Genomic DNA, 21,803 nt, shown 5'->3' with positions numbered 1-21,803 from the left:
TCACCTCGCCCAAAGGTTGCACTAGTCGGAAGCAGATCGTACCTGGACGTAGCGGAGATCTTAGTAGATTCGGTGGGAAAAAAAGTAAGACGAAGCCTTTTCAGCTGTAACCCGTGGCATACCCTGAACGAAAACCTTCGCGGGCGAAGTCGGAAAGCGAGAGCTGGCGAAGGATAGGGAGGTCTTGGGGAAGATCCTCGGGAATCAGGGCAGCTGCGTTGGTGACCGCTAAATTCTGGGCAGGCTTCCACATGAATACGGCCAGCAACCGGCCGGAAAAGACCGTTAGAACGGGGCTCATATCCCCTGACTCATAGGTTGCCTCCACGACTTGCGATGAGGTGCCGGTGGAAGGATCGACCTCTGAAATCCTGTGTCCGTGAGAAATCTCCCATGCTTTGGGCTGGCGCACCGCGGCCTGAAAAAGAAACGGCGTCTCTCCCTTGGTCTCTCCTCGAGAATAGAGGCGAAGTCGGAAGGCAAACGATGCTGACGAAGTTAGAGGGTACACCTCAATGCGGCACGCAGAGGGTTGATCGGTTCTGGGTAATGCCATCGATGGGTGCAGAGCGAGAACATAAGGTGCTCTCTCCGGAGGTGACACGCCTGGCATAAGCTGCAAAGTGGGCAGACCTGGCTGCCTAGGTATAGACGAAATCGAAATGGAGGCAGCCCGTGCCTCTTGCAGTGTCCACAGTTGCGGACACTCGGGGTTTAGTGCGAGAGGACCCGCAACAATGAACGGCGTCGACTCTTGTACATGTAGTTCTAGAGGGTCGATTTCCATCAGTTCCCATCTGTTCCCCTCCGAAGAAGCCGTCCAAGCATATCGCCTCAGAACTACTCTGGCCGCGGTGGCGCCCTCGGCCGGCTTTACGGTGATCAGGTGGTGGTAGTAGGGTTGCTCACCTTGTAGCAGCGGCGGAAGATAGGGTACGACGGGCACAAGGGGTGGAGGAAGGCAGCCGACTTTTGCATCCGAGTTTTGGCCGAGTGTAGATACGGCGGGCGATAATTCAACCATTGTGCCACCTCCTTCCTCCGGTATCGACAAAGTCACCGCTCGATCTTGAGCAACGAATAGCACAGTAATGAATCGGCAAGAATTCGCGGCGTCGCGACAATGTGTGTGTCGAGGAGGTGCGGGAGGCAGAGCTACAGCTTTGGCGCGAGTGTGCGCACCATTTCTCCTTCTTCCAGACCCTGGACTATCTCTGTCAGATTCTCGTCACTTAGTCCTGGAACGACTCGTCTAGGCTCGTCCCTCCCGTCCTTTGATACCAATACGTAGTAGAGTCCCTTGCTCTCAGTGACGGCACTCGAGGGTACTACCAGCACCCCCCTTCGGGTCTCCACGACTATCTTGACTCGTACGAGTTGCCCAGGTTTTATGGAGGGATTGGGGGGAAGATCGAAGAAAGCAGGGTAGGACACAGGTCCCCCTCGGGAGCCTCGCGGATCCTCAGAAATCGACTTTACGGTCGTTGTGAATTCGATCTGGGCAGACCTAATAGAGACTAAGGCCGAGGACCCTCTAACTACTCCTAATAGATCTCCTTCCGCCAGGTCGGCCCTGGCGACCAACTTGGTGGTTCGAAACTCGAACGCCGGTATGCCTTGTTCCAAATTTCCGCCCTCTTTTATGTTGACGGCCGAGACGACTCCGTCGTAGGGAGCAGAAATTGCGAGAGCGTCGATGAGGCGCTGCACTTGTTCGACGTTTTTTCTGGCGGCGGAAACTTGTCCTGCTAGTGCAGACACCTGGCTGCGAGATGACGAGAGCGACGATAGCTGTGCCTGAAGAAGTTGCGCCGTGGCTGTGGACGCTCCCAATGTAGTCGACTCCTTGGCAAGGTCTGCTTGGCACTGCTCGAGCGCGGCGAGTGCGGCCTTGGTCTTTGGCATAGCGTCCAAGGAAGGAGAGGGTGGGGGTGGCGGTAGCGACGCGGACTCCTCTATAGCGTTGGCGACAAGGGACGTAGCCAGCAAAACACAGCGACTCTGGGTTTGTCCGGCCGTAACTGAAGCTTTCTCAGCTGTGGACTGTGCCTGCGAGAGTTGCTCGCCTAACTGAGCGAGACGGGCCTCTTGAGCCCTTCTGGCAGCCTCGGCCTGGCGCTGTGCTTCTTGGGCTCGAGCCAACGCGCTCCGAGCCTGGTCGAGGCGCTGATAAAGGTCGTCGCCGTCCAGCTCGGCAAGTACAGCTCCCTGGGAAACGACTTGTCCTGCTCTTACATGAACCGCCTTTACTCTCCGCGATCTGCCGGCGCCTGCTGATATAGCCAAGGGAGAGAAGTAGAGCGGAGTAGACACCTCTGGAACTACGACTCCACCAACTAGTGCGGAGGAGGATAGGTCGGTGCGGATCACTGGAGTCAGCACGGGAACCGCCAAGGCAGGGGATGGTAACAGACACAGAAAGGCTCCTAGGGTAGCCGACAGAGAGATTGCTACCGCGCAGAACCGCCGCCATCGCCCAGTCCCAACCCGAATTGTGCTCATTCGTACCTCAGTGCCTCGATAGGCTCTAGCTTTGAAGCCTTGTAAGCGGGGTAGACGCCGAAAAAGATACCTACCGCTGCCGACACGATGAATGCCATTGAAATGGCCATTGGGGAGGCGCCCCCTTGCAGTTCCATGCTTCGAACTATTGCGACGGCTGCGACTGAGCCTATAAGTACTCCTACTATTCCTCCTACTACGGTGAGCCCGACCGATTCAGCTAGAAACTGGAGGAGAATGTCTCTCCTTCTTGCACCAATTGCTTTGCGAAGTCCGATTTCTCTAGTGCGCTCGGTGACCGAGACCAACATTATGTTCATCACCCCAATCCCACCCACTAAAAGCGAGATCGAGGCAATAGCCCCTAACAGTACTGTCATGATTGTGGTTATCGACTGTGCTGTCTGAAGGATGTCCTCTTGAGTCGTGATGTTGAAGTCGTCGGTACTACCGGGTTGGATGTTGTGTCTGCTTCGAAGCAAAGCGGCGATTCTTTCGAGAGTAGCTTTTCCTTGAGGTGAGGTGCCTCCTCCTGCTACTGACACCGATATCACTACCACTCTGTCGTCTCCGACTACAAGCGCCTTCGCGGCTGGTGCAGGAACGATCACCATCTCGTCTAAGTTGACACCCCCCATGGTTCCCCTCGCACCGAGGACGCCTACTATGCGGAACGGACGGCTACCTATAGTAATCTCGCCTCCTGGTACTCCAGCGGGACCTAGCTGCGAGGCTATATCAGGACCAATCACTGCAAGGTTCTGACCTAGGCGTTCCTCACGGCTTGAGAAAAACCGTCCAGCTGTCACCTTTGCGTTACGGATTGTCTCGTACTCCGCTGTCGTCCCCAGCACTCGAGCCTGAAGGCGTACATCCCCTGAGGTGACTGGTACATTTGCCTGGATTTCCGGCGCGACCCCTCGAAGCCCGGGAACGGAGTCTCTTATTGCGTATGCGTCCTGGAGGGTGAGGGAGCCTAAAGATCCCGCTCTCGCTATCGCCGGCGGACCCTGGAGGCGCCGCACCTTCACCGGCGGAAACGGAAGTATGAATGCAAGGTCCGGTCCCAGAGAGCTTATCTGGCCGATCACTGAGCGTTGAGCGGCCTGACCCGATGATACCAGGGCAACGACGGAGGCTATCCCTATGACTATTCCCAAGGCAGTGAGCGCGGCCCGCATCTTGTTGCGGCGTACAAAATCGACAGCCAACGGAACCGCCTGATAAAACCTCACTGGCGTCCCCCACTCGAGTGATCAGCCGAATGCGTCCGATTTCCCAAAGATGACCGAGGGTCTATGATTTTTTCTTCGTCATTGTCGCCACCCAATGACGAGTCGGATATGATCTCTCCGTCTCGGATACGGACGTTGCGGTGTGCTCTTGCTGCTACGTCAGGCTCGTGCGTGATCATCACGATAGTCCGACCCTCGGCATGCAGCTCGTCGAAGATTTTCAATATCTCGGCTGATCGAGCGGTGTCTAAGTTACCTGTCGGTTCGTCTGCAAGCACTATTAGCGGATTGGTAACCAAGGCTCGGGCAATTGCTACTCGCTGCTGTTCGCCACCTGACAGTTGGGCCGGGGTGTGGTTAATTCTGTCTGCCAGGTCGACTCTTTCGAGCATCTCGATTGCAAGAGAATGGCGCTTGCGCCGTGGCATGCCTCGATAGACAAGCGGAAGTTCGACGTTTTCTATGGCCGTAGCCCGCGGAAGCAAGTTGAAGTTCTGGAATACAAAACCAATCTGGTGGTTTCTGACCCTCGCTAACACATCGTCTGAGAGGCGCTGAACTTCAAGGCCTCCAAGTCGATAGACTCCAGAGGTCGGTCGGTCCAAACATCCGATGATGTTCATCAACGTGGACTTACCCGATCCAGAGGGCCCGACAACCGCTACGTATTCCCCTTTTCGCACCTGAAAGTCGATGCCCCGCAGAGCTTCTACGGCCGCGCGTCCTCTACCATAGATTTTTCTAACCGCTTCTAGGGAGATGACGCTTTCTTCGGCCAAATGTCCGCCTTTTTGTTCAACTCCTAGACCTGTCGAAGCATCGGCTCAGGTCTACTAGTTCCCTTGGATGACCACGTTTTCGCCGCCACTCAGTCCCTCCAATATCTCGATATTAGACTGATCGGAAAGACCTGTTTTGACTCTCACGGGATGTGTTTTACGACCATCCACGACCTCCACGAACGCTCCATCTTGGTCATAGCGTATGGCTGTTTGTGGGACTACCAGAACATCTGTCTTTCGAGCCACCAAGACATCGAGGTCTACTGTCATCCCAGGCCTCAGCCCATCGATGCGAGGGAGCGGGATTTCTAGAGGGTAGTTGAGGGCTTGGTCTGAGCCGCTTTGTGTTCCTCCTCCCTGAGCAGAGCCCAATGACACCGAGAAGGGGACGGAGCTCTTCGGGTCCTGGGGGAGTTTTTCGATCACCGTAGGAATCGACTGCGAAAGAACCGGGACGGTCATGGTCGCTTCCATTCCCTCCTTCAGCTCAGACAGATTCGCCTCAGTAAGCTCGAACTCGGCGACTAGATCAAGGGTTCTTACGACCACGACAGCTCCCGCTGGGGGCGGAGCCCCCGCAGCTCCTCTTACTTCTACAACGACGCCGTCGGTTGGTGAGCGCACTAGAGCAGACTCGACGTGTTCTCCCTCTAGCCGGGCGAGAATTTGACCCGAGGACACACGGTCACCAGCCTTTACAAGAACTTCTGCGATGTTTGGACCGACGTTGTCGTCTGCGGCGGGAATCGGAAAGCTGAGTGAGTAGGTCTGGGCAGGCTTTGCTCTACCCTCCAGCAATAGGCGCCGCTCAACGGTTCCGTTGTCAGCGCGAACGGTTTTGATTTTGCCTGAGTCTGATGAGGCTAAGCGTGCGAACAAAAGGACCGACGCAGCGACTACTGCTACTGTGACTATGGCGATCGGTCTTCTCTTCGATTTTTTGGAATTCAACTCCCAGTCAAAATCTCCAGCCACAAAAGACTCTCTCGCATCGCTGGCGTTCTTGGCTTTGAAGACATTTTTGGTTTCGGTCATCGTGTCTGCGGCTGGTTACAAATCCCATGGATTTTAGTCACAAACGGCTCTATCCAAGTCGATATGTGCGAGATCGGTACCGGAGTGCCTCTCACGTTTAGAGGTTCTTCGAATTCGTGTCGGCATTGTCTATCCCTGTTGCCTCTGGGCTAGTCCTTGCGCGGGCTGCTATGAGAGATACCGCAAGGCGGGACTCGAGCGCCAGGCCCTCGGCTATTGGTACTTCGGAGCTAAAGACGGCTGTTTTAGCAGCCGTCACCATCTGCCGATCCAAAGTAGATACTGCTCTTGCAAGGCCAAGGGCCTCCTCTAGAGCGGAGTAATCGGCCACTCTCTGAACTAGCCCATAAGCGACGGCGTCGTTCGCCGAAACGCTGCTACCTCCGATGATCAGCTCGAGCGCTCTGGCCTTACCAACTAGCCGTGGCAAGCGTTGGGTTGCACCGCTGTAGGGGATAGTTCTTCTTGAGGCGTACTCCGAAAAGTCCAATTGGGTTTGTGGCCCTGCCACTCGGATGTCAGCACATAGGACAATGTCGATGCCGGCTCCTGACACCACTCCATCGATAGCTGCTATGGTCGGAAGGGGATGCGATACCAGTCTTGAGCACGCTCGGTGCCAGGGAACCAGCTCTGTTTGAGGGCTCTCGGACGATCTGATCTTCTCCCACTCGCTGTCTTCGGTGTCAGATATAAAATAGCCGTCGACTCCAGAGGCGATCACCACGCACTTGAGTGAAGTGTCTGCCTCGGTTTTGTCCAGTAGCTTTGAAAGCTCTCGGAGCGACTCAGCATTGAGTCTGTTAGCGGGCGGTCTCTCGAAACGCACCAGAAGAATCGAGCCTTCTTTGATCTCCGATCTCCAGTATGAGTTCTTGGTGTTTGGGCTGGGATCAGGTGACACCTGTGTCTCCGGGGACAAACTGAGGCCGAGGCTTGGCGACCGGGTCTAGAACTCCTATTACCCCTACCATTTCCTGACTCCAAGGGTCTTCTATGTACTCGAGGGGGATATCGGCTAGCGCTCGCCGGGGTTGTTCCTCAAGGGTCTCTATGATTGCTGGTGCCCTTTCGGGATTTGAAGCGCGGTCGTAGAGTACTGTATAGCCGATAATCTTCCCATCCACGCGTTCCTCGCCCGCTATCCATGGTATCTCGGTCGAGTCAATCCGCTGCTGATGTCGGGAGAGGTCTGGGTGGATGAACAGGTTTTGGGGAGGACTGGCGGAGTATATGCCGAGTGAGTGCTTGGTGACGAACCAGCCAAGCCCGGTGCAAAGTGCCAAAGCCGTCTCGCTTTGGCGCAGCCGCTCTACGGCATGAGCTATGGCATGAGAAGTGTAGTTATTTCCTGGGCCTCCAAAATAGGGGAGACCGCCAGTGAGTGTTAGCGGGCGGTCTGAGCTCGCAGTCAATCCTAGCTCTAGCGAGGCGATCTCCACTGCTACAGGGAAGCAAGAGTAAAGGTCTACGAATTCGATGTCGTCGGGGCCCGCACCCGCTGCTTCAAAGACTGCCTTGCCGCACTCACGAATTGCCGGCGACCTAGCGATATCGGGACGCCTCGAGAAAAACCAGACGTCGTTCAGGTCGGCGCCTGCGACCGGAAACACCCACTTGTCTTTGGGAATCCTACAAGCCTCGGCGGCCTCAACCGAGGTGACGACTAGGGCAGCTGCTTGATCAACTTTTATGACGGCGTTCATATATTTGGTGTATGGAAAAGCGGTAACTCGGTTGTTGATGCTTGGCTTTTCGATCTCTTCAGCTGTCCTTGGCTCAGAGAACCATGCCAAAGGGTTTGACCTTGCGACCTCATTGAACGACTCGAACAAGCGTCCAAGCTCCTTTTGGTGGGCGTCGATTGGACGTCCCAAGGAGGCCCGAAATGCGTTTTCGAGGATTGGGTAAATTTGCCCAGGGGTCACTAGTTGCATCGACATTTCTTCTGGCGAAAGACCTGGCCTCGCGTCGCCTATGGTTTCGGGTTGGCTAGATCGATCTCCTCTGTCTAGCTTGACTCCGAAGTTGCGGGCCTGCGCTCCAGATGCGAAAGCTTCGGCACCAGCTATCAAAACAACATCGCTGTTACCGTTGGAAATTAGGGAGCACGCCTTGTTCATGAGCCATTGGGGAGAGTTACCTCCGATCGCTGTATAACCGGTGAGCTTGGGCTCGGCTTCTAGACGGCGGGCGAGTTCTCCGGGAGGATTCGAGTATGTCCAGGAGATTATGTTGACGACAAAGACGGTATCGATCTTGCGGTGAAGGTTGGCAGCTCCTGTATCTCCAAGCGCAGCCCGAGCTGCCCATTCCATCAGTTCCATTGGAGTTACGAGTTTTTGGGGGCTTTTCGGGCGATTAGTGATTTGACCCACCCCCACAATGACCGGTTGCCGAGGATTCATATAACCCTCCTCGAGAGAGTGCATGCTTGTGGCTGGAATCGGTATCTGCACGACGGACGCGCTACTAAATTAGTTACTTGATGGTAACCAAGACATGCTGAATGGCACACCTTCAATAGATGAAAAGAGAGTTGTCGAACTGGCCTCGACGACCGATTCATCGCCTTCGGCATGGCCAGAGCCTTCGAGGAAGGGATCGCTGAGCCGTCCCGCCCTAATAATGGCTGTGGGAACTTTCCTTTCGCGTGTCACGGGTTTGGGTCGCCTCGCAGCAATGGCTTACGCGATTGGGGTAGCAGAAAGCAGGCTTGCTGACTCCTTCAACATAGCCAACACATTGCCCAACGTGGTTTACGAGCTGATCTTGGGAGGAGTGCTCACATCCGTTTTCATCCCTGTTCTTGTCGAAGACATAAAGACTGCTCGCGACGATCAAGAGGCATCGGCTCGAGTCTCGTCGCTTTTTGTCGGAACCATGGGAGCTCTCCTACTCGTCACTTTCGTAGCAATCGTTGCTGCCCCGTTATTGATAAATCTTTTCGCGTTTCGACTCCGAGAAGACACGAGGGAAGTGCAAAAGTATCAAGCGACGTTTTTCTTTAGGTTCTTCGCTACAGAGATCGTCTTTTACGGATACACAGCCGTAACAGCGGCACTGCTCAATTCTTATCACCGTTTTGTCGCGACGGCCTTTTCGCCGATTGCCAACAACATAGTGGTGATTGCTACTTTCCTAGTTTTTGCCAAGATCACGCCGAAACAAATCGCTGCTGCCGGAACGCCGCCGCCACTCGGGATGTTCATCATGGCTCTGGGTACTGCTGGCGGAGTTGCTGCGATGGCGGCGGCTCAGTGGCCTGCTGTAAAAAGATTGCCACTTTCGATAAGTATTCGACGGGGATTCGCGCACCTCGGGCAAAGCTCTTGGCCCAAGCTGTTGCGCCTCTCTTCGTGGATTTTCGGTTTTGTCGTTACCAATCAAATCGGATTCGCGATCGCGCTGGTGCTCGCCAACGGAGTGCAAGGCGGACCTACGGCCTATTTCATTGCGTTCGCTTTCTTTCAGCTTCCTATCGGGTTGGTTGCGATTTCCATAATCACAGCCGTCGTGCCGAGCATCGCGGGATTGTGGGTGGAGAAACGGGTCAATCTTTTAGCCCGACGGCTGGTCCGCGCAGTAAGGGCAGTGAGCGTTTTGTTGGCGCCGATGACCGCTGCCTATTTGGTGCTCGGCCGCCCGGCTGTCGCCCTGTTATTGGAGCGGGGCGTCATGTCTGCGAACTCTTCTCAACTGGTCGCTTCGACATTGGCTGCTTTCGCGGTCGGGATTATCCCTTTCTCGCTCTGGGTGCTGACAGTTCGATGCTTCTATGCGATTCACGACTCGAAAACCCCCTTTGTGTTGAATTTGCTAGAAGTCGGCGTCACAGTGGCTCTCGACTTTGTTTTGTATCCGCGTTTTCAGATTGCCGGTCTAGCGTTGGCGCACAGCTTGGGCTACTTCATAGGTTCGGCAGTGTCGGGCTGGGTGTTGTTTCGCCGATTACATCAGAGGGAGGTCGGCAGGCGGCTGGCAACTCCCCTGTTGCAAATATTCTTTGCGGGCGCGCTCTGCGCTGCGGCGGGATGGATCGTTTTGGCTAAGCTCCGCCCGTGGATCGAAGCTATTGGAGATGTTAGCTTGTCGAGAATTGTCGAGCTATCGGTGGGCGGCGCTGCCATTTTGGCCGCATTTGTTTTGTGGGGAGTGGTTACGCGAATGGAAGACCTAGCGATAATCAAAAGGATTCTAAATCCTAAGGAACTCTTCGCAGACGTCGAAGAGGCCCCAGTGGGACGCCGAGTCTCGGGTTGAGACAAGCCTCGCTCGTCACCACATACCCCCCATTTGACGTGAGATCGGCGCTGCGGGGAGCCTTTCTTCAGCTGATCCAACCCCAGGCCCTGTGTGGCTTTTTCGAGCGCGGATCCATTGATCCGCAGCTTCTCCTTGGTCGCTCCCACTTTTACGATCTCACTGACAACGTGCGAGTCCCCGAGTTCCGCGGAAACTCGTACCTACTACATCTTGGACGCGGGGCTGTCTACCTAGCGGGCCGTGCTCTTGCTTTGAATTGTCGCTGTGGTGGTCCGCACTCGGTGGCGGTACCGTCATATCACTGTGGCTCCGAAATAGAGGCGTTGCTGCGCGCTGGTCTAAAGCCTAACTTCTACCGGGTGAAGCCAGATCTGACAGTGGATTGCGAGAGTTTTTACGAATCTTCCTGCCGGTCGTGCGTTTGCTATGTCGTTTCCTTTTTCGGGTTTCCCCCGATAGTAGAGGGGATATGGCCTCCGCCAGAGAACGGTCGAGTCGAGTCGGGAAGCGATTCTGATGCTCGAGATGGTGTCCGTCTAGACGAGTTGGGCACCGAGCAAGGAGGCGTATTCGGTGGCGGGGCGACGCGCCTTGGGATGGTAATTGAAGACGCTGCTCAAGCCCTGTATTCAAAGTATCCAGATGGATCGGCAATTGGGTCCAAAGGCACAGCAGCAATCTTTTCGATCCGCAAGAGCTTAGGAACTCTCGATGGAGGTGCGCTGTGGCTGTACGGCAAGGTGGGTGCTGCAGCGGCGCCGCTCGGACGTGCGCGCACATTCTCGGTGGCCAACGCCCGTACCTTGGCTTCTCAATTACTTCTCTCTATTGCCGGAGGGGATCGGTGGATAGCCACCGTTGCTGCCCGAGCAGTGTCACAGTTGTCGAGGTCGGAGAAAGCAGCATTGGACGGCGAGTTGTCCAGAGCCATATTCGCTGTCGATGAAAACGAGGGCGCATGGACTATTTCGGAATCCGCTTTGGCATCGGCTGCTTCTCGGGCGGCTCTGCTCTCGTATTTTGTGCTCGCGGGCCAGTGGCCATCTGCTGTAGCAGCGGCGCGTCGCGGCAACTACACCAGGCTCGTTTGGGAATTTGACCTAGGTGAGTTCGTTCCAGAGGGCTTGCACGAGTTGCCACCGGGGACAGTTCCGCTCTTTCTGCCGGTGGAGTGCCCTGACCGAAGAGCGGCAGTCGCGGCTTTTTTCGAGAGGGGAGTAAGGGTAGTCGAGGTATGGCCTGTACCACATCGGTCAACCCCGGAGCAATTCATAAGCGATACTCGAGCGGCAAGGGAAAGGCTCTTGGGCATCCCTGTACACCAGGGGCTGTCCGGCTCCGCGTTGGAGATGGTCGGAGAAGTCGCAGCAGAGATTTTACGCCGATAGGTGAAGAACTGCATAGAAACTGCCATACACCAGTCGAGGAGAGCGAGACTCGATTGTGTAGGGAGTCCTCTCGCTTTCGATCGGCATGGGGAATTTGACCGAAGAGTGCTGTATGTTCTAAACATTTCGAATCTTCTGAAATTAACAAATTATCTCTAAGGCTCTCGAAGGGCTAAGCAGACGGAACGCACCCAGATTGAAGATCTTGGAGAGATGAAGGCTTCAGCTTGCGAACGGAGGTGACCTAGGCGTGGCGATTTTGTCCCGAGCTGAAAAAGTTTTCATTGACGGGATAGGAGTGGCCGCGGCGACCTCTGGCGTACTTACTCAAGCGCAAGGGAGACTATTCGCCTTCGTCTACTTGCGACAAGCCCCAGTGGACCTTGAAGAGATCGCTGAATCTCTTCAAATTGCCAAAAGTAGCGTCTCGGTCAACATGAAGCCCCTTCTCGAATGGCAGCTTGTCCGACGGGTTGCTGTCCCCGGTTCTAGAAAGGATCACTACGAGGGAGCTTCGGACTTTTGGCGAGTTCTCCAGGAAATCGTCGAGAGGCGCTTTAGGTGGAACTTGCGCCAGGTTATTGCCACCGTCGAAGAGACTAAGCGTGCTCTGGAGGAAAGCTCATACTCCGATCAAATCAGGGCGAAAGTAGAGGCTCTCGAACAGTTCGCATCCGCCGTCGAGAGCGGGATGGCAGCATTCAGTTCAGGAAAAACGTGGGAGCCAGACGAGGCGCGACGAGCCGGGGCTGTGGTGTCGATACACTCCCGCAGAGCGCGGGATCAGCAATCCCGACCGAACAAGGAGGTGTCGGGCAAATGAACGACGAGACCGTTTCTCCGACCCGGCTATCAGAGGTTTCGCCGGAAGTGGAACACCTGCTGATACGAGCTCTCGTGGCGGAGCTCTCGGTGATAGCCGGAGGAGGACGCGTTGTTTCGTACCCGCTGATTCCTCTCTTTGACGGCGAGAAGATCTATATGACTTCTAGCGTCCTTTTCAGCAAAAAACTGGAGCATATAAAAGCTAACCCAAAGGTGGCCGTAAGCATCTCTGATCCAAGCGCTGTATCTGGGACCGAGCTTGCTGGAGCAACAATCCAGGGAGAGGCGGCGGTGATCGACGATGACCTTCACGAAGGATGGATGAGGCTACTACCGCTGTGGAGGCAGAAGGAACCCTCTGTTGACGTATTTCTGAAGAAGCGCTTTGCAATGCCGCTCTTTTGGGAGCGGGCGATCATTGAAATCACGCCGAAACGCGTGTTCGTGTGGCGGAGGGAGTCATGATGGTGGAAGCGCCTTCTAGATCGCACGCAATCGATTTGGAAGGGTACGCCAAGGCGATAGTCACCTACATTGACGATGACGACTACCCGATGAGCGTACCAGCCGATTTTCGTTCGGGAGACTCCGAGGCCTCGGTAGTCCTGGATCCGATTTCCAGGCCGCCGGATATGCACCCAGGGCGCCGCGTGACTGTCATTTTCAGTCACATAAAGCCCGTCGAAGACTTTGGCTACGTCGACAGAAGATACCTGACTGTAGAGGGCAGGCTCGAGCCGAAGGGGGATGTCTTCGAAGTCAAAGCCGAGCGAATTAGTGGGTGGGACGAATCGGTCGTGCCCTTCTTCGAATACTGCGAGCGTTCAGTGGGTCGAGGCCGGGCTTATCTCGAGTCGCTGTCGCGTACGGAGGGTAAGGAGATTCAGCCCCGGCTTCCTCTTCTATGGAAAATGTTTCTCGCCACCAGAGCTCCGTTCCTTACGGCAACAGTAATACCAGTGCTCCTTGGAGCTGCCGTCGCCCGCTGGCAGGGATACTCGGCTTCGTGGTTCACTGCTGTAGCTCTGATCGGTGCGTCTCTGGTTCATATCGGGCTGAACATGCTCAACGACTACTTCGATAGCGTCTCAGGAGCGGATCAGATGAATGTGACCCCTACCCCATACAGCGGAGGGTCAAGGGTGCTACAGTACGGTCTGGTATCTGAGAAAGCGATGCTGGGGTGGGGGGCCGGGCTGATGGTAGCGGGGTGTGTAATCGGAGTGGTATTGTCGGTCTTTAGAGGCCCCGCTTTGCTGGCGATAGGTGGTATCGGAGTTTTACTGGCCTTTTTTTACACCGCGCCGCCGCTCAGGTTGGCCTATCGGGGTCTTGGTGATCTTGCTGTGGCAACGGGATTCGGACCGATCGTCGTCGCAGGGTCCTATTATGTGGTTGCCCGCAAGCTATCAATTGAGGCTCTTTATGCCTCGATACCAGTTGCGATTCTGGTGATGCTGATTCTCTACGTGAATCAAGTCCCAGATCGGAATGCCGACGCGCTGGCGGGCAAAAATACTGTGGCTGTGCGGTTTTCTCGCGAAGCAATTCTTCGGGGGTACGCGATTGCGGCCGCAGCTGCATTCTTATCGGTTGTAATCGGTGTCGCCATCGGACTGATGCCAACGTTGGCTCTTCTATCTTTGTTGCCCGCGCCCTTGGCTATAGTCGTGTACAGAGGGATGCGGGACAATTACGACAGTCCGTACGGACTGATGCCCGCTATGAGCAAGAACATTGCTCTTCATGGGCTCGTCGGTACGGCTCTAACAATGGCTTACTTCGCCTCAGCGTACTTTTCTGGCTGAGTCTTCTATATATCACAGGACGACTTGAGCCAACTCTATAGAGGTAGTCTTTTGGCTATTTGAACCCTTTTATAAGAACTACGGGCGTCTGTTCGTCCTCGTTGCCGGCGGGGTTGTTACGTAATACTTTTTCTAACGAAGTCCTATTTACCCCTTTGGATGCACCTACTACCCATGCCCCAGTCTTGTTGTTTGCGTCGACAACGCACACCCTGCACCCCAATGTCGCTGCTGCGATCTCGGCAAACTTATCGGGATTGGAAGGTCCAAGTATGAGGTGGTGATCGAAGGGCGGCATGCAAGCGGCAACATCGTCGATCATCGCGCATCGGGGGCCAGCGATTTTGTAAAAGACACCTTTCCTGCCGGATAGCCTTGCAAGTCCACCAGCTGTTGCTGCGACAACAATCTTGACGGCTCCGGCTTCGAACACCGCGCCTTGCATGCCCTCGGGGCTGTGAAGAGGTCCTTCCTTCCCCACGAACTTGCATAGGAATCGAGATATCGGGCCGGGGTCTACTAGTTCCAGTGGTATCGCCCGTCCCTGAGCTATGGCTAGAACCGACTCCGAGATCGCCACGGTGTCATCCGCCTCTCTCGTTGTGCCAGTAGCCGCGTCTATGAGTGAAATGATGTCGGTGTGCATGGTAACCAGCGGCGTATGTACAGGTATGCAAGACACTTTGGGAAAACCCTCTACTTTCAAGGCTTGAGTGGATGAAAGCTGAGGCAGGAAAGACTTCGCTGTGTCCTCTCCGAAATAGAGAGCTCGATCTTGGGTCTCTAAGGCTGTGGATTTCTCCAGGCAAAGAATCGCTTCTTTTATTCGAGGATTACGTTTATAGATCTGAGCAGCAGCTTTGAGAGTGTCGAGGGCTTGATCAGCGTCGGCTATGACGCGCAGTTGCAGCCATGCCAGCAACAGGTAATCGGAGGCATAAACGAGGTAGTCGGGAGCAAGCCCCACCAATTTTTCTTGCCAAAACAACGAGGCAGGTAGATTGCCTATACGGTAATAGAGCCGTGCCAAGCGTTTATACACGTGGCGCTCCAGCCCCGGAATATCTTGAGATTCCTCGAGCAGACTTATGGCCTTTTCCAGCTCCTTGCCCTCTATATAGATGTCTGCTAGGGTCAGGCGGAGCCACTTGTTGTGAGGGTTGTAAGAAATAGCTTTTTGGATGTGTTGGGCGGCTATGTCAAACCGGGAGCTGAAGACAGCGATCTCAGCGAGAGCGCTGTGTGCGAATCTAGAGGATGGATCACGGGCCAGGGCATCTTCGGCTCGGTTCTTTGCTAACTCGTAATCGCCGTCTACGGCGAGAGCGAACCATGCTTCAACCCCTGGGTCGCCGAGTTGTTCAAAAATGCGAAGTATGTTCGAGAACGATATTCTTCTGCCACGGATCTGTTCGGAGATACCTTTACTCTCGCGTGGTTCGAAGCTCGAGGCGAGTGTTCTTGTGACCGACGATCTCAAAAGCTTACCGAATCTCAATCGCGTACTCAGCATGTAGACGGGGGATCGAGTGAAGCGCAATGATCCTTCCTCAGAATCGGCTGTTCGTGAGCTCGATTATCTTCACTGCACAAAAAAGGATATGTCAATACTGCGATGTAGGATGCCGAAACCAGAAGTGCACTAACAGCAGATCTCGGAGTACGCGCACTCATCCGGGTAGAATGAACTTGCCGAGATGAAGGGTCTGGGGACAGGTCAAAAATACCACAGGTAGGGCGATGGAACGTCTTCTTGATGAACGCTTTAGCATTCAAGGGGAGTTAGGCCGCGGCGGCATGGGGGTCGTCGTAAAGGCTCATGACACGCTATTGGACCGTCCTGTCGCTATAAAAATGATATCCCGCGAGCTCGTCGACGCAGGTGGGATGGAGGCCAGTCTGATTATTCAGCGATTTCTGATCGAAGCTCGTGCTGCAGCCAAGCTTGCACATCCTAACGTTGTAACTCTCTACGACGTAGTGGACGCCAAGCCCCCATACATTGTCATGGAGTTCGTCGACGGTAAGACGGTACGAGATCTGGTCGAGGCGAATGGCCCGTTCGAGCTTTCCAAAGCTTGCGATGTTTGTGCCCAGGTTGCCAGAGGACTGCAAGCAGCGCACTCCTTAGGGATGGTGCATCGCGATATCAAGCCAGAGAACGTGATCATCGCTGGCGACAAAACAAAGATTTTGGATTTCGGACTCGCTCAGTTGCAGCAGCTGAGAGGCGCGATAAAGAAGGAACCTGTGTTAGGGACGCCTGGCTACATGGCTCCCGAGCAAATTCTTGGCCAGGAAGCCACACCGGCTAGTGACATCTTTGCCACGGCTTGTGTATTTGTTTTCTCCCTTATCGGACGGGATCTTTTTGAGGGATCGGACGTCAAAGAAATCCTCACCAAGGTCATGAAGGAAGACCCCGACCTCTCCCAGATTCCTGTGGGAGCATCTCTGCGTCCAGTCCTTACGAGGGCCCTCTCAAAAGATCCAAAAGAAAGGCCGACAGCCGAGGAACTTGCAGCCGCTATGGAGCTTGGAAGGACCGAGGCACCGGACCGATATGCAGATTTCTTCACGGCGGCCTCCTCGGGTCAACTTGAAAGTGGGGTGTCTGTCCCAGGCATTGCTGTATATGACAGTGCGCCAAGTACTACAGGACCGGTATCTCGGAGCCAGGCGAGCGCGCCGGCTACATCGTCATCGCTTGGCGGGCGGGCATCCCCTAGTACGGCTGCCGCCGATGCTTTGGCGGCTGGAAGAATTACACTGCCTCCTCCGCCAAAAGTCGCCTCCACGCTTCCCCCATCAGGTGTGCTTACTACTTCTCATGGCCCTGTAACTGCGAGCCCAACCGCAGGAATTTCTCGGAGTCAAGTCCCGAAATGGCTTCTGTTCGGCGGTGGGATCGCAGCCTTTATAGTTGTTGTAATCCTGGCACTGTGGCTATTGCAGGCAGCCATCCGCTAATGCCTGGAATAGGAGGCATGCTGGGGCTTAAGACTCGACCTCGGCTAGCACACTTGGGAGGGGGCTCCCGCTGTAACGTACGGCGTCCCTCGCCGAATGTCTAAAACAAGCGCATATCCTTTGGAACGAAGTTCTCCGTCGGAGAGCGAATTACCCGTCACACCGTCCCATTCAAAGTAGTAGTCGCTTGACTTCTTAGCTCTGATGGTTAGGTCGACCCGTTTGTAAAAGGTACAACGGGCTCCAGTTTCCGAGACTTCTCTTCTACCGAGCTGTTCTCCAGCGGAATCTTTGACGACGAGTGAGCCGGATATTTTGCCTTCTGGAGGCCCGAAAATCGTGACTTTGAGGTCAGCAGAATTAGCCCTTGACTGTAAGTAGAGGACGACTCCGGCGACTGCCACCGCCAGGATGGCCAAGACCTTCAGATATCCCTGTAACTCCTTCCACAGGTTTTTAGTGGCCGATTTTCTCTTAACTTTGGCCGGTGGGATTACGGGTGTGGGGGATTGGCCACTGGCAATGCTCCATGAGGTAGTCGATCCTTTCGGGCCCCAGCCAGGAGGAGGAAGTGATTCTTGAGAACTCGGAGTCTGAGGCGGGGTAATGTCGTACCGAGACGGTGCCGCGTCGCGTGCGTCAAAAAGTTCTTGGGTAGCGCCCCTAGGGGTCCCCGCAAGAAAACCGGGGTCCGCGCCGCCTCCTTGAGCGCCCGAGGGAGTCTCTGTCTGCGGAAACCCCATGCTTTGGCTCGGCGGGAGTATGAGGTCTTGACCGCACAACTCGCACCGAGTCGTGTCCGGTGGATTAGCGTGCCCGCAAAACGTACATCCAGGCAGTGTCGGACCTCCCCGACTAACCCGGTCGATACCTTCGCTACCAGAGCTCAGGACGCCTGTTCTACGACTAGCGTTCCCATTGAGGGATGGCGAAGCTTTGACAAAGCTTTCGCCTCTATCTGGCGTATACGCTCCCTCGTAAGCCCGAACTCTTTTCCGACTTCTTCTAAAGTACGCTCTTCCCCAGAGTCGAGACCGAAACGCAACTCAAGGATGGCTCTTTCTCTCGGCTTTAGGACCTGGAGGATCCTGCGAATCTCGTCTTTGGAAGTGGCTCGCAAAGCGTCGTGTTCTGGGTCGGGAGCATCGGAGTCCTTTATGAAGTCCTCCAGCTCGGTCTCCTCGTCCTCGCCAATGGTTTCGTGAAGTGATGCAACGTCGTAGATTGACTCCAATGCCAGGCGTACCTTTTCTATTGGAAGCTGTGTCGCTTCGGCCAGTTCGTAATCTGATGGTCTTCTGCCAAGCTCCGATTCAAGCCGTTGGCGTGCCTGATTTAGCTTGGTTACGACCTCTGTCATATGCACTGGGACGCGAATTACTCGCGACTTGTCGGCTATAGCACGGGTGATTGCCTGCCTTATCCACCAAGTTGCGTAGGTGGAAAACTTAAATCCGCGTCGGTAATCGAACTTTTCTACAGCCCTCATCAAGCCGAGGTTACCTTCCTGAATGAGGTCGAGAAGCGGCATTCCCGAGGAGTTGGTGTACTTTTTGGCGATCGAAACTACCAGACGGAGATTCGATTCCAAGAATCGCTTGCGGGCCTTTTCGCCCTCTCTCACTAGCCTCTGCAGCTTTATCCGTTCTTCTTTGGAAAGTTTCTTGTCGGACGACTCAAGTTTCATTTTGGCTTCGACACCGGCTTCGATCGCTTTGGCGAGCTCCACCTCGTCTCGCTGTGTCAGGAGGGTGTGACGTCCAATCTCTTTTAAGTATTGACCTAGAAGATCTTCACTCTCGAGAGCCTCTTTGCGTACTCTCGCCATTCAGCCCTCCCGCTGATACTCTGTCTGCTACTTCGGCTACCTAATGCGCTGGAGCAAGGACCCCTCTTTGCAGAGGACCAGCTGACGCCCATCCTCCATTGCCCTGCTGCCGAACCCTTCATTTATAACAGTGCAGATGCTTGCGACTGTCCCTGTTTAGGGGACGTCGCTAAACACTCCAGCGGTCCTAAACAATCTATCGTCCCAGATAACAATATCATTAGCCTTGAGTTTCAATTTTTTGAGTGATCTAGAGCACCAATTCCAAATTCTTCTACTTCTTTCAAGGCTCACGACCCACTCAGGGAGACTGCTTTTTTACGGGGCCTGCAGGAGCTTTTTTGCAAGGTCTCCTAGGTGGCCAACGCGTCCTCAAGGCTGCCGACGGTTTCGATGCCAGCGGCTTTGAAGTCCTCTAGCGCTCTCGCTGCGGTGTCAGCAGCGATTGCCCGAGTCGCCGGCAAGTGCACTTTAACCTTGAAACCCTTGTCAGCGAGGGCGAGAGCGGTCTCTCTCACACAGTAATCTAAGGCTAGACCTGCGACCGTCACTTCATCGACGTCGTTGTTGTTCAAGTACTCTGCAAGGTCGGTCCCCGACGTTTTGTTGTTGACGCTTGCCCTCACTAGATGGTGAGCCTTGTCTTTTGAGAGCCGGGCGTGTAACTCCGCTCCCTCGGTTCCCTGAATGCAGTGTGGGGGCCAGGGACCGCCGAACGCCTGGAACGATGGGTCGTCAGGGGGGTGCCAGTCCTGTGTAAGGATTACTCTGTCGAAAGACGGCATCATTTCGTTTATCTCGTCGACGACCTTGTCGCCTCCCGGTACAGCTAGAGCCCCCCCAGGAACAAAGTCATTTTGGACGTCGATGACGAGCAATGCCTTATTTCCCATTTGCGCCACCCTCCTTTGCCCGTGTTGCACTTCGTCTAACTCTCTAATGCACGTGTGCTCGCAAATCCGATCAGTAGCCGTGCGGAAACCGGCTTTTTAGAGTCGCTACGCGACTGTCATTTCGCGAGCGGATAGATTTGCAATGGCCCTCCTGAGGGCCGACGGCTCGGTCGACGGCTCCTCGCACACGTAGTTAGAGCAGACATAAACCGCGCCTTGTCCGCTCGTTCTTTGCTTTCCTTCTATTAACGGTAGGCCTTCTGGCGCCTTATCTATTCCCGATACAAAGGTGACATCGGGAAGATAGCTCGAGAGAACCTGGGCGCGCATTTCTTCGGAAACTTCCCCAGCGATCACAATTTCAGCTGGAGGACGAGAGTTGAAGAGCACGGCTGAAAGAAAGCCGCCGAAAGCGGACGGATGGCGCCCCGCAACAGGAGATAGGGCGTGGACGATACGGTTAGCGGCGTCCTGTAGCGAGGCGTCATCAAAGAGGCGAGCTAGCTTAAACAAGAGCATTGCGGACAAAGAGTTGGGACCGGGCTCGGCATTGTCTAGCAAGGGTTTGGGTCTAGAGATGAGGCCCGACTCGACCACATCGTGCTCAGGGGTGAGGAATACTAGACCGTCTTTCGTATCTATGAAGTTTTCGACGATCGATAAAGCAAGGTCTCGAGCGTAACACGCCCATCCCCAATCTCCAGTTGCTTCGAACACTGCTATGCAGCCAAGACCAACCGAAGCGAGGTCGGTCGAGAAGCATTGAGGAGATGTCTTCCCTTTCCTCCATGTGTGCACCAATCCCAACGGACCTACCATTTTCTCTTTGATGAACGTGGCGCATGACACGGCAGCATCTAAATATTTTGTGTTCGCAGTCGCTCGCCCGATGTCGGCGAGGGCATGGATTGCGAGGCCGTTCCACGATGCGATCACTTTGTCATCGCAGTTAGGTTGAGAACGGTTTTTTCGAACTTCGAGAAGTACCTGGCGTATTTGCTGTAGCGTTTGCCGATCTGTTTCTGAGAGATCTTCTGCAGGTACGCGAGCCCTGAGGTGGTTGGTTCCTTCGAAGTTACCTTCTCTGGATACTCCAAAGTAATTGACGGCGAAGTCAAGGTGGTTCTCGGGAAGGATTTCCTTGAGCTCTTCGTAGCTGAAGGTGTACGTACCTCCTTCGACCCCATAGGTGTCTGCGTCCAAGGCTGAGCAGAATCCTCCCTGTGGATCTGTGAGGGTGTCGATTACAAAGTCTGCGGTTTCGCACGCGATCCGGCGGTAAAACGTCGATCCAAAGTGCTGCCCGGCCCACAGGTACACCCGCGCTAGCTGCGCATTGTCGTACAGCATTTTTTCGAAGTGCGGAATGACCCACCGCCGGTCAACCGAGTACCTAAAAAAGCCACCTGCGATCTGGTCGTACAGACCTCCCAGAGCCATGGCATCCAAGGTAGATCGTAAAACGCGTCGGGCTCTGGGGTCGCTGCTCGCCCAGTGGTACCTTAGGATGAATTCTAAGTTGGGCGCCTGAGGAAACTTAGGGGCTCCCCCGAATCCCCCGAACTCCTCGTCGAAGTTGGCAAATAAAGCCTCGAAAGCTGTTTCGATTAAGTCGCGGACTCGCTTGAGCTCAAGACCTTCGTTTTTCTTCGCATCTAGGGTTGGAGGTTCGAGTAGTTTTGCGAGTTTTTCGGCTTGCTCGACGACCTCTCCTCTGTTCTTGGCATAAGTTTCGGAGATAGCAATCAACAAGTCCTTAAAAGACGGCAATCCTCCGCGCTCTGTTTTAGGGAAGTACGTCCCTGCAAAAAAAGGCTTTCCTTCTGGGGTGCAAAAGACAGTCATGGGCCATCCGCCATGACCTGTCATTGCTTGAAGGGCTGTCATGTACACTTCGTCGACGTCTGGACGTTCCTCCCTGTCAACTTTGACATTGACGAACCGCTCGTTCATGATGCTTGCCGTCTCGGGATCCTCGAAGCTCTCATGCGCCATTACATGGCACCAGTGGCACGAGGAGTAACCGACCGAGACGAGCACAGGAACATCTCGCCTACGTGCTTCCTCGAAGGGTTCCGGACCCCAGGGGAACCAGTCGACCGGGTTGTCTTTATGTTGGAGAAGATAAGGACTGGTCGAGTCAACGAGTCTATTAGCCAAAGTTCCTCCCGCCCATTTTGAGCGCTGAATAGCACGATGTTTGGCAGCTTTTGAATTGCAAGCCTGCTACGTTCACCGTAGTTATCCTATGCTACGCAGTCTTCGATGGAT

The 21,803-nt window shown here is 54.8% G+C and carries 18 protein-coding genes; 6 read left to right on the top strand and 12 right to left on the bottom strand.

The window, feature by feature from the left end; all coding sequences use genetic code 11:
* Positions 1-100: 100 nt before the first annotated feature.
* From C4318_02465 to C4318_02435, 7 genes are all read right to left on the bottom strand, one after another.
* Positions 101-1,024 (bottom strand): hypothetical protein, encoded by a 924-nt coding sequence (locus C4318_02465; protein ID MER3454007.1) that lies wholly within the window; start codon positions 1,022-1,024, stop codon positions 101-103.
* Positions 1,025-1,155: 131 nt separating this feature from the next.
* Positions 1,156-2,502, bottom strand: coding sequence for a hypothetical protein (locus C4318_02460; protein MER3454006.1), 1,347 nt, complete (start codon positions 2,500-2,502; stop codon positions 1,156-1,158).
* Positions 2,499-3,737, bottom strand: coding sequence for a hypothetical protein (locus tag C4318_02455; protein ID MER3454005.1), 1,239 nt, complete (start codon positions 3,735-3,737; stop codon positions 2,499-2,501). Before C4318_02455 ends, C4318_02460 begins: the two co-directional genes overlap by 4 nt.
* Positions 3,734-4,516, bottom strand: coding sequence for a hypothetical protein (locus C4318_02450; protein MER3454004.1), 783 nt, complete (start codon positions 4,514-4,516; stop codon positions 3,734-3,736). Before C4318_02450 ends, C4318_02455 begins: the two co-directional genes overlap by 4 nt.
* A gap of 54 nt (positions 4,517-4,570) precedes the next feature.
* A complete protein-coding gene (locus C4318_02445) occupies positions 4,571-5,554 on the bottom strand; it encodes a hypothetical protein (protein MER3454003.1) in 984 nt (327 codons plus the stop codon).
* A 97-nt stretch (positions 5,555-5,651) separates the two neighbouring features.
* Positions 5,652-6,476: a hypothetical protein gene (locus C4318_02440; GenBank protein ID MER3454002.1), complete on the bottom strand. Its 825-nt coding sequence runs from the start codon at positions 6,474-6,476 to the stop codon at positions 5,652-5,654.
* Complete coding sequence (locus C4318_02435) at positions 6,448-7,962, bottom strand: acetyl-CoA acetyltransferase (protein ID MER3454001.1); 1,515 nt, start codon at positions 7,960-7,962, stop codon at positions 6,448-6,450. Before C4318_02435 ends, C4318_02440 begins: the two co-directional genes overlap by 29 nt.
* Before the next feature lie 94 nt (positions 7,963-8,056).
* Between C4318_02435 and mviN the strand changes: the two genes are divergently transcribed.
* The 5 genes from mviN to C4318_02410 all read left to right on the top strand — a co-directional run bounded on the left by mviN (position 8,057) and on the right by C4318_02410 (position 13,841).
* The gene (mviN, locus tag C4318_02430) at positions 8,057-9,817 is read left to right on the top strand and encodes a murein biosynthesis integral membrane protein MurJ (protein ID MER3454000.1); all 1,761 of its coding nucleotides are present in this window, start codon (positions 8,057-8,059) and stop codon (positions 9,815-9,817) included.
* Positions 9,814-11,208: a hypothetical protein gene (locus tag C4318_02425; protein MER3453999.1), complete on the top strand. Its 1,395-nt coding sequence runs from the start codon at positions 9,814-9,816 to the stop codon at positions 11,206-11,208. The genes mviN and C4318_02425 overlap by 4 nt, the downstream gene beginning before the upstream one ends.
* Before the next feature lie 250 nt (positions 11,209-11,458).
* Positions 11,459-12,031, top strand: coding sequence for a hypothetical protein (locus tag C4318_02420; GenBank protein ID MER3453998.1), 573 nt, complete (start codon positions 11,459-11,461; stop codon positions 12,029-12,031).
* Complete coding sequence (locus C4318_02415; protein MER3453997.1) at positions 12,028-12,498, top strand: hypothetical protein; 471 nt, start codon at positions 12,028-12,030, stop codon at positions 12,496-12,498. The genes C4318_02420 and C4318_02415 overlap by 4 nt, the downstream gene beginning before the upstream one ends.
* Positions 12,495-13,841: a hypothetical protein gene (locus tag C4318_02410; GenBank protein ID MER3453996.1), complete on the top strand. Its 1,347-nt coding sequence runs from the start codon at positions 12,495-12,497 to the stop codon at positions 13,839-13,841. Before C4318_02415 ends, C4318_02410 begins: the two co-directional genes overlap by 4 nt.
* A 55-nt stretch (positions 13,842-13,896) precedes the next feature.
* Here C4318_02410 and C4318_02405 read toward each other — a convergent pair whose 3' ends face one another.
* A complete protein-coding gene (locus tag C4318_02405) occupies positions 13,897-15,354 on the bottom strand; it encodes a hypothetical protein (GenBank protein ID MER3453995.1) in 1,458 nt (485 codons plus the stop codon).
* Positions 15,355-15,581: 227 nt separating this feature from the next.
* Here C4318_02405 and C4318_02400 point away from each other — a divergent pair, with 227 nt between their 5' ends.
* Positions 15,582-16,811, top strand: coding sequence for a hypothetical protein (locus C4318_02400; GenBank protein MER3453994.1), 1,230 nt, complete (start codon positions 15,582-15,584; stop codon positions 16,809-16,811).
* 44 nt (positions 16,812-16,855) lie between these two features.
* Here the strand turns inward: C4318_02400 and C4318_02395 are convergent, their stop codons facing one another.
* The 4 genes from C4318_02395 to C4318_02380 form a co-directional block, all read right to left on the bottom strand.
* Complete coding sequence (locus C4318_02395; protein ID MER3453993.1) at positions 16,856-17,554, bottom strand: hypothetical protein; 699 nt, start codon at positions 17,552-17,554, stop codon at positions 16,856-16,858.
* Between the two features lie 143 nt (positions 17,555-17,697).
* On the bottom strand, positions 17,698-18,639 hold the full coding sequence (locus C4318_02390) for an RNA polymerase subunit sigma-70 (GenBank protein MER3453992.1): 942 nt from the start codon (positions 18,637-18,639) through the stop codon (positions 17,698-17,700).
* A gap of 353 nt (positions 18,640-18,992) precedes the next feature.
* Positions 18,993-19,532: a nicotinamidase gene (locus tag C4318_02385; GenBank protein ID MER3453991.1), complete on the bottom strand. Its 540-nt coding sequence runs from the start codon at positions 19,530-19,532 to the stop codon at positions 18,993-18,995.
* 105 nt (positions 19,533-19,637) lie between these two features.
* The gene (locus C4318_02380; protein ID MER3453990.1) at positions 19,638-21,722 is read right to left on the bottom strand and encodes a thioredoxin domain-containing protein; all 2,085 of its coding nucleotides are present in this window, start codon (positions 21,720-21,722) and stop codon (positions 19,638-19,640) included.
* Positions 21,723-21,803: the final 81 nt, after the last annotated feature.

This window comes from Acidimicrobiia bacterium (assembly GCA_040289475.1).
GTDB lineage: Bacteria > Actinomycetota > Acidimicrobiia > ATN3 > PSLF01 > PSLF01.
The sequence above is the reverse complement of the archived record's forward strand: the minus strand, read 5'-3'. Positions and strand labels throughout refer to the sequence as shown.

Coding starts and splice junctions, on each gene's coding strand:
- C4318_02465 (MER3454007.1), bottom strand. CDS start 1,024: ATGGTTGAATTATCGCCCGCCGTATCTACACTCGGCCAAAACTCGGAT.
- C4318_02460 (MER3454006.1), bottom strand. CDS start 2,502: ATGAGCACAATTCGGGTTGGGACTGGGCGATGGCGGCGGTTCTGCGCG.
- C4318_02445 (MER3454003.1), bottom strand. CDS start 5,554: ATGACCGAAACCAAAAATGTCTTCAAAGCCAAGAACGCCAGCGATGCG.
- C4318_02435 (MER3454001.1), bottom strand. CDS start 7,962: ATGAATCCTCGGCAACCGGTCATTGTGGGGGTGGGTCAAATCACTAAT.
- mviN (MER3454000.1), top strand. CDS start 8,057: ATGCTGAATGGCACACCTTCAATAGATGAAAAGAGAGTTGTCGAACTG.
- C4318_02415 (MER3453997.1), top strand. CDS start 12,028: ATGAACGACGAGACCGTTTCTCCGACCCGGCTATCAGAGGTTTCGCCG.
- C4318_02410 (MER3453996.1), top strand. CDS start 12,495: ATGATGGTGGAAGCGCCTTCTAGATCGCACGCAATCGATTTGGAAGGG.
- C4318_02405 (MER3453995.1), bottom strand. CDS start 15,354: ATGCTGAGTACGCGATTGAGATTCGGTAAGCTTTTGAGATCGTCGGTC.
- C4318_02400 (MER3453994.1), top strand. CDS start 15,582: ATGGAACGTCTTCTTGATGAACGCTTTAGCATTCAAGGGGAGTTAGGC.
- C4318_02395 (MER3453993.1), bottom strand. CDS start 17,554: ATGGGGTTTCCGCAGACAGAGACTCCCTCGGGCGCTCAAGGAGGCGGC.
- C4318_02390 (MER3453992.1), bottom strand. CDS start 18,639: ATGGCGAGAGTACGCAAAGAGGCTCTCGAGAGTGAAGATCTTCTAGGT.
- C4318_02385 (MER3453991.1), bottom strand. CDS start 19,532: ATGGGAAATAAGGCATTGCTCGTCATCGACGTCCAAAATGACTTTGTT.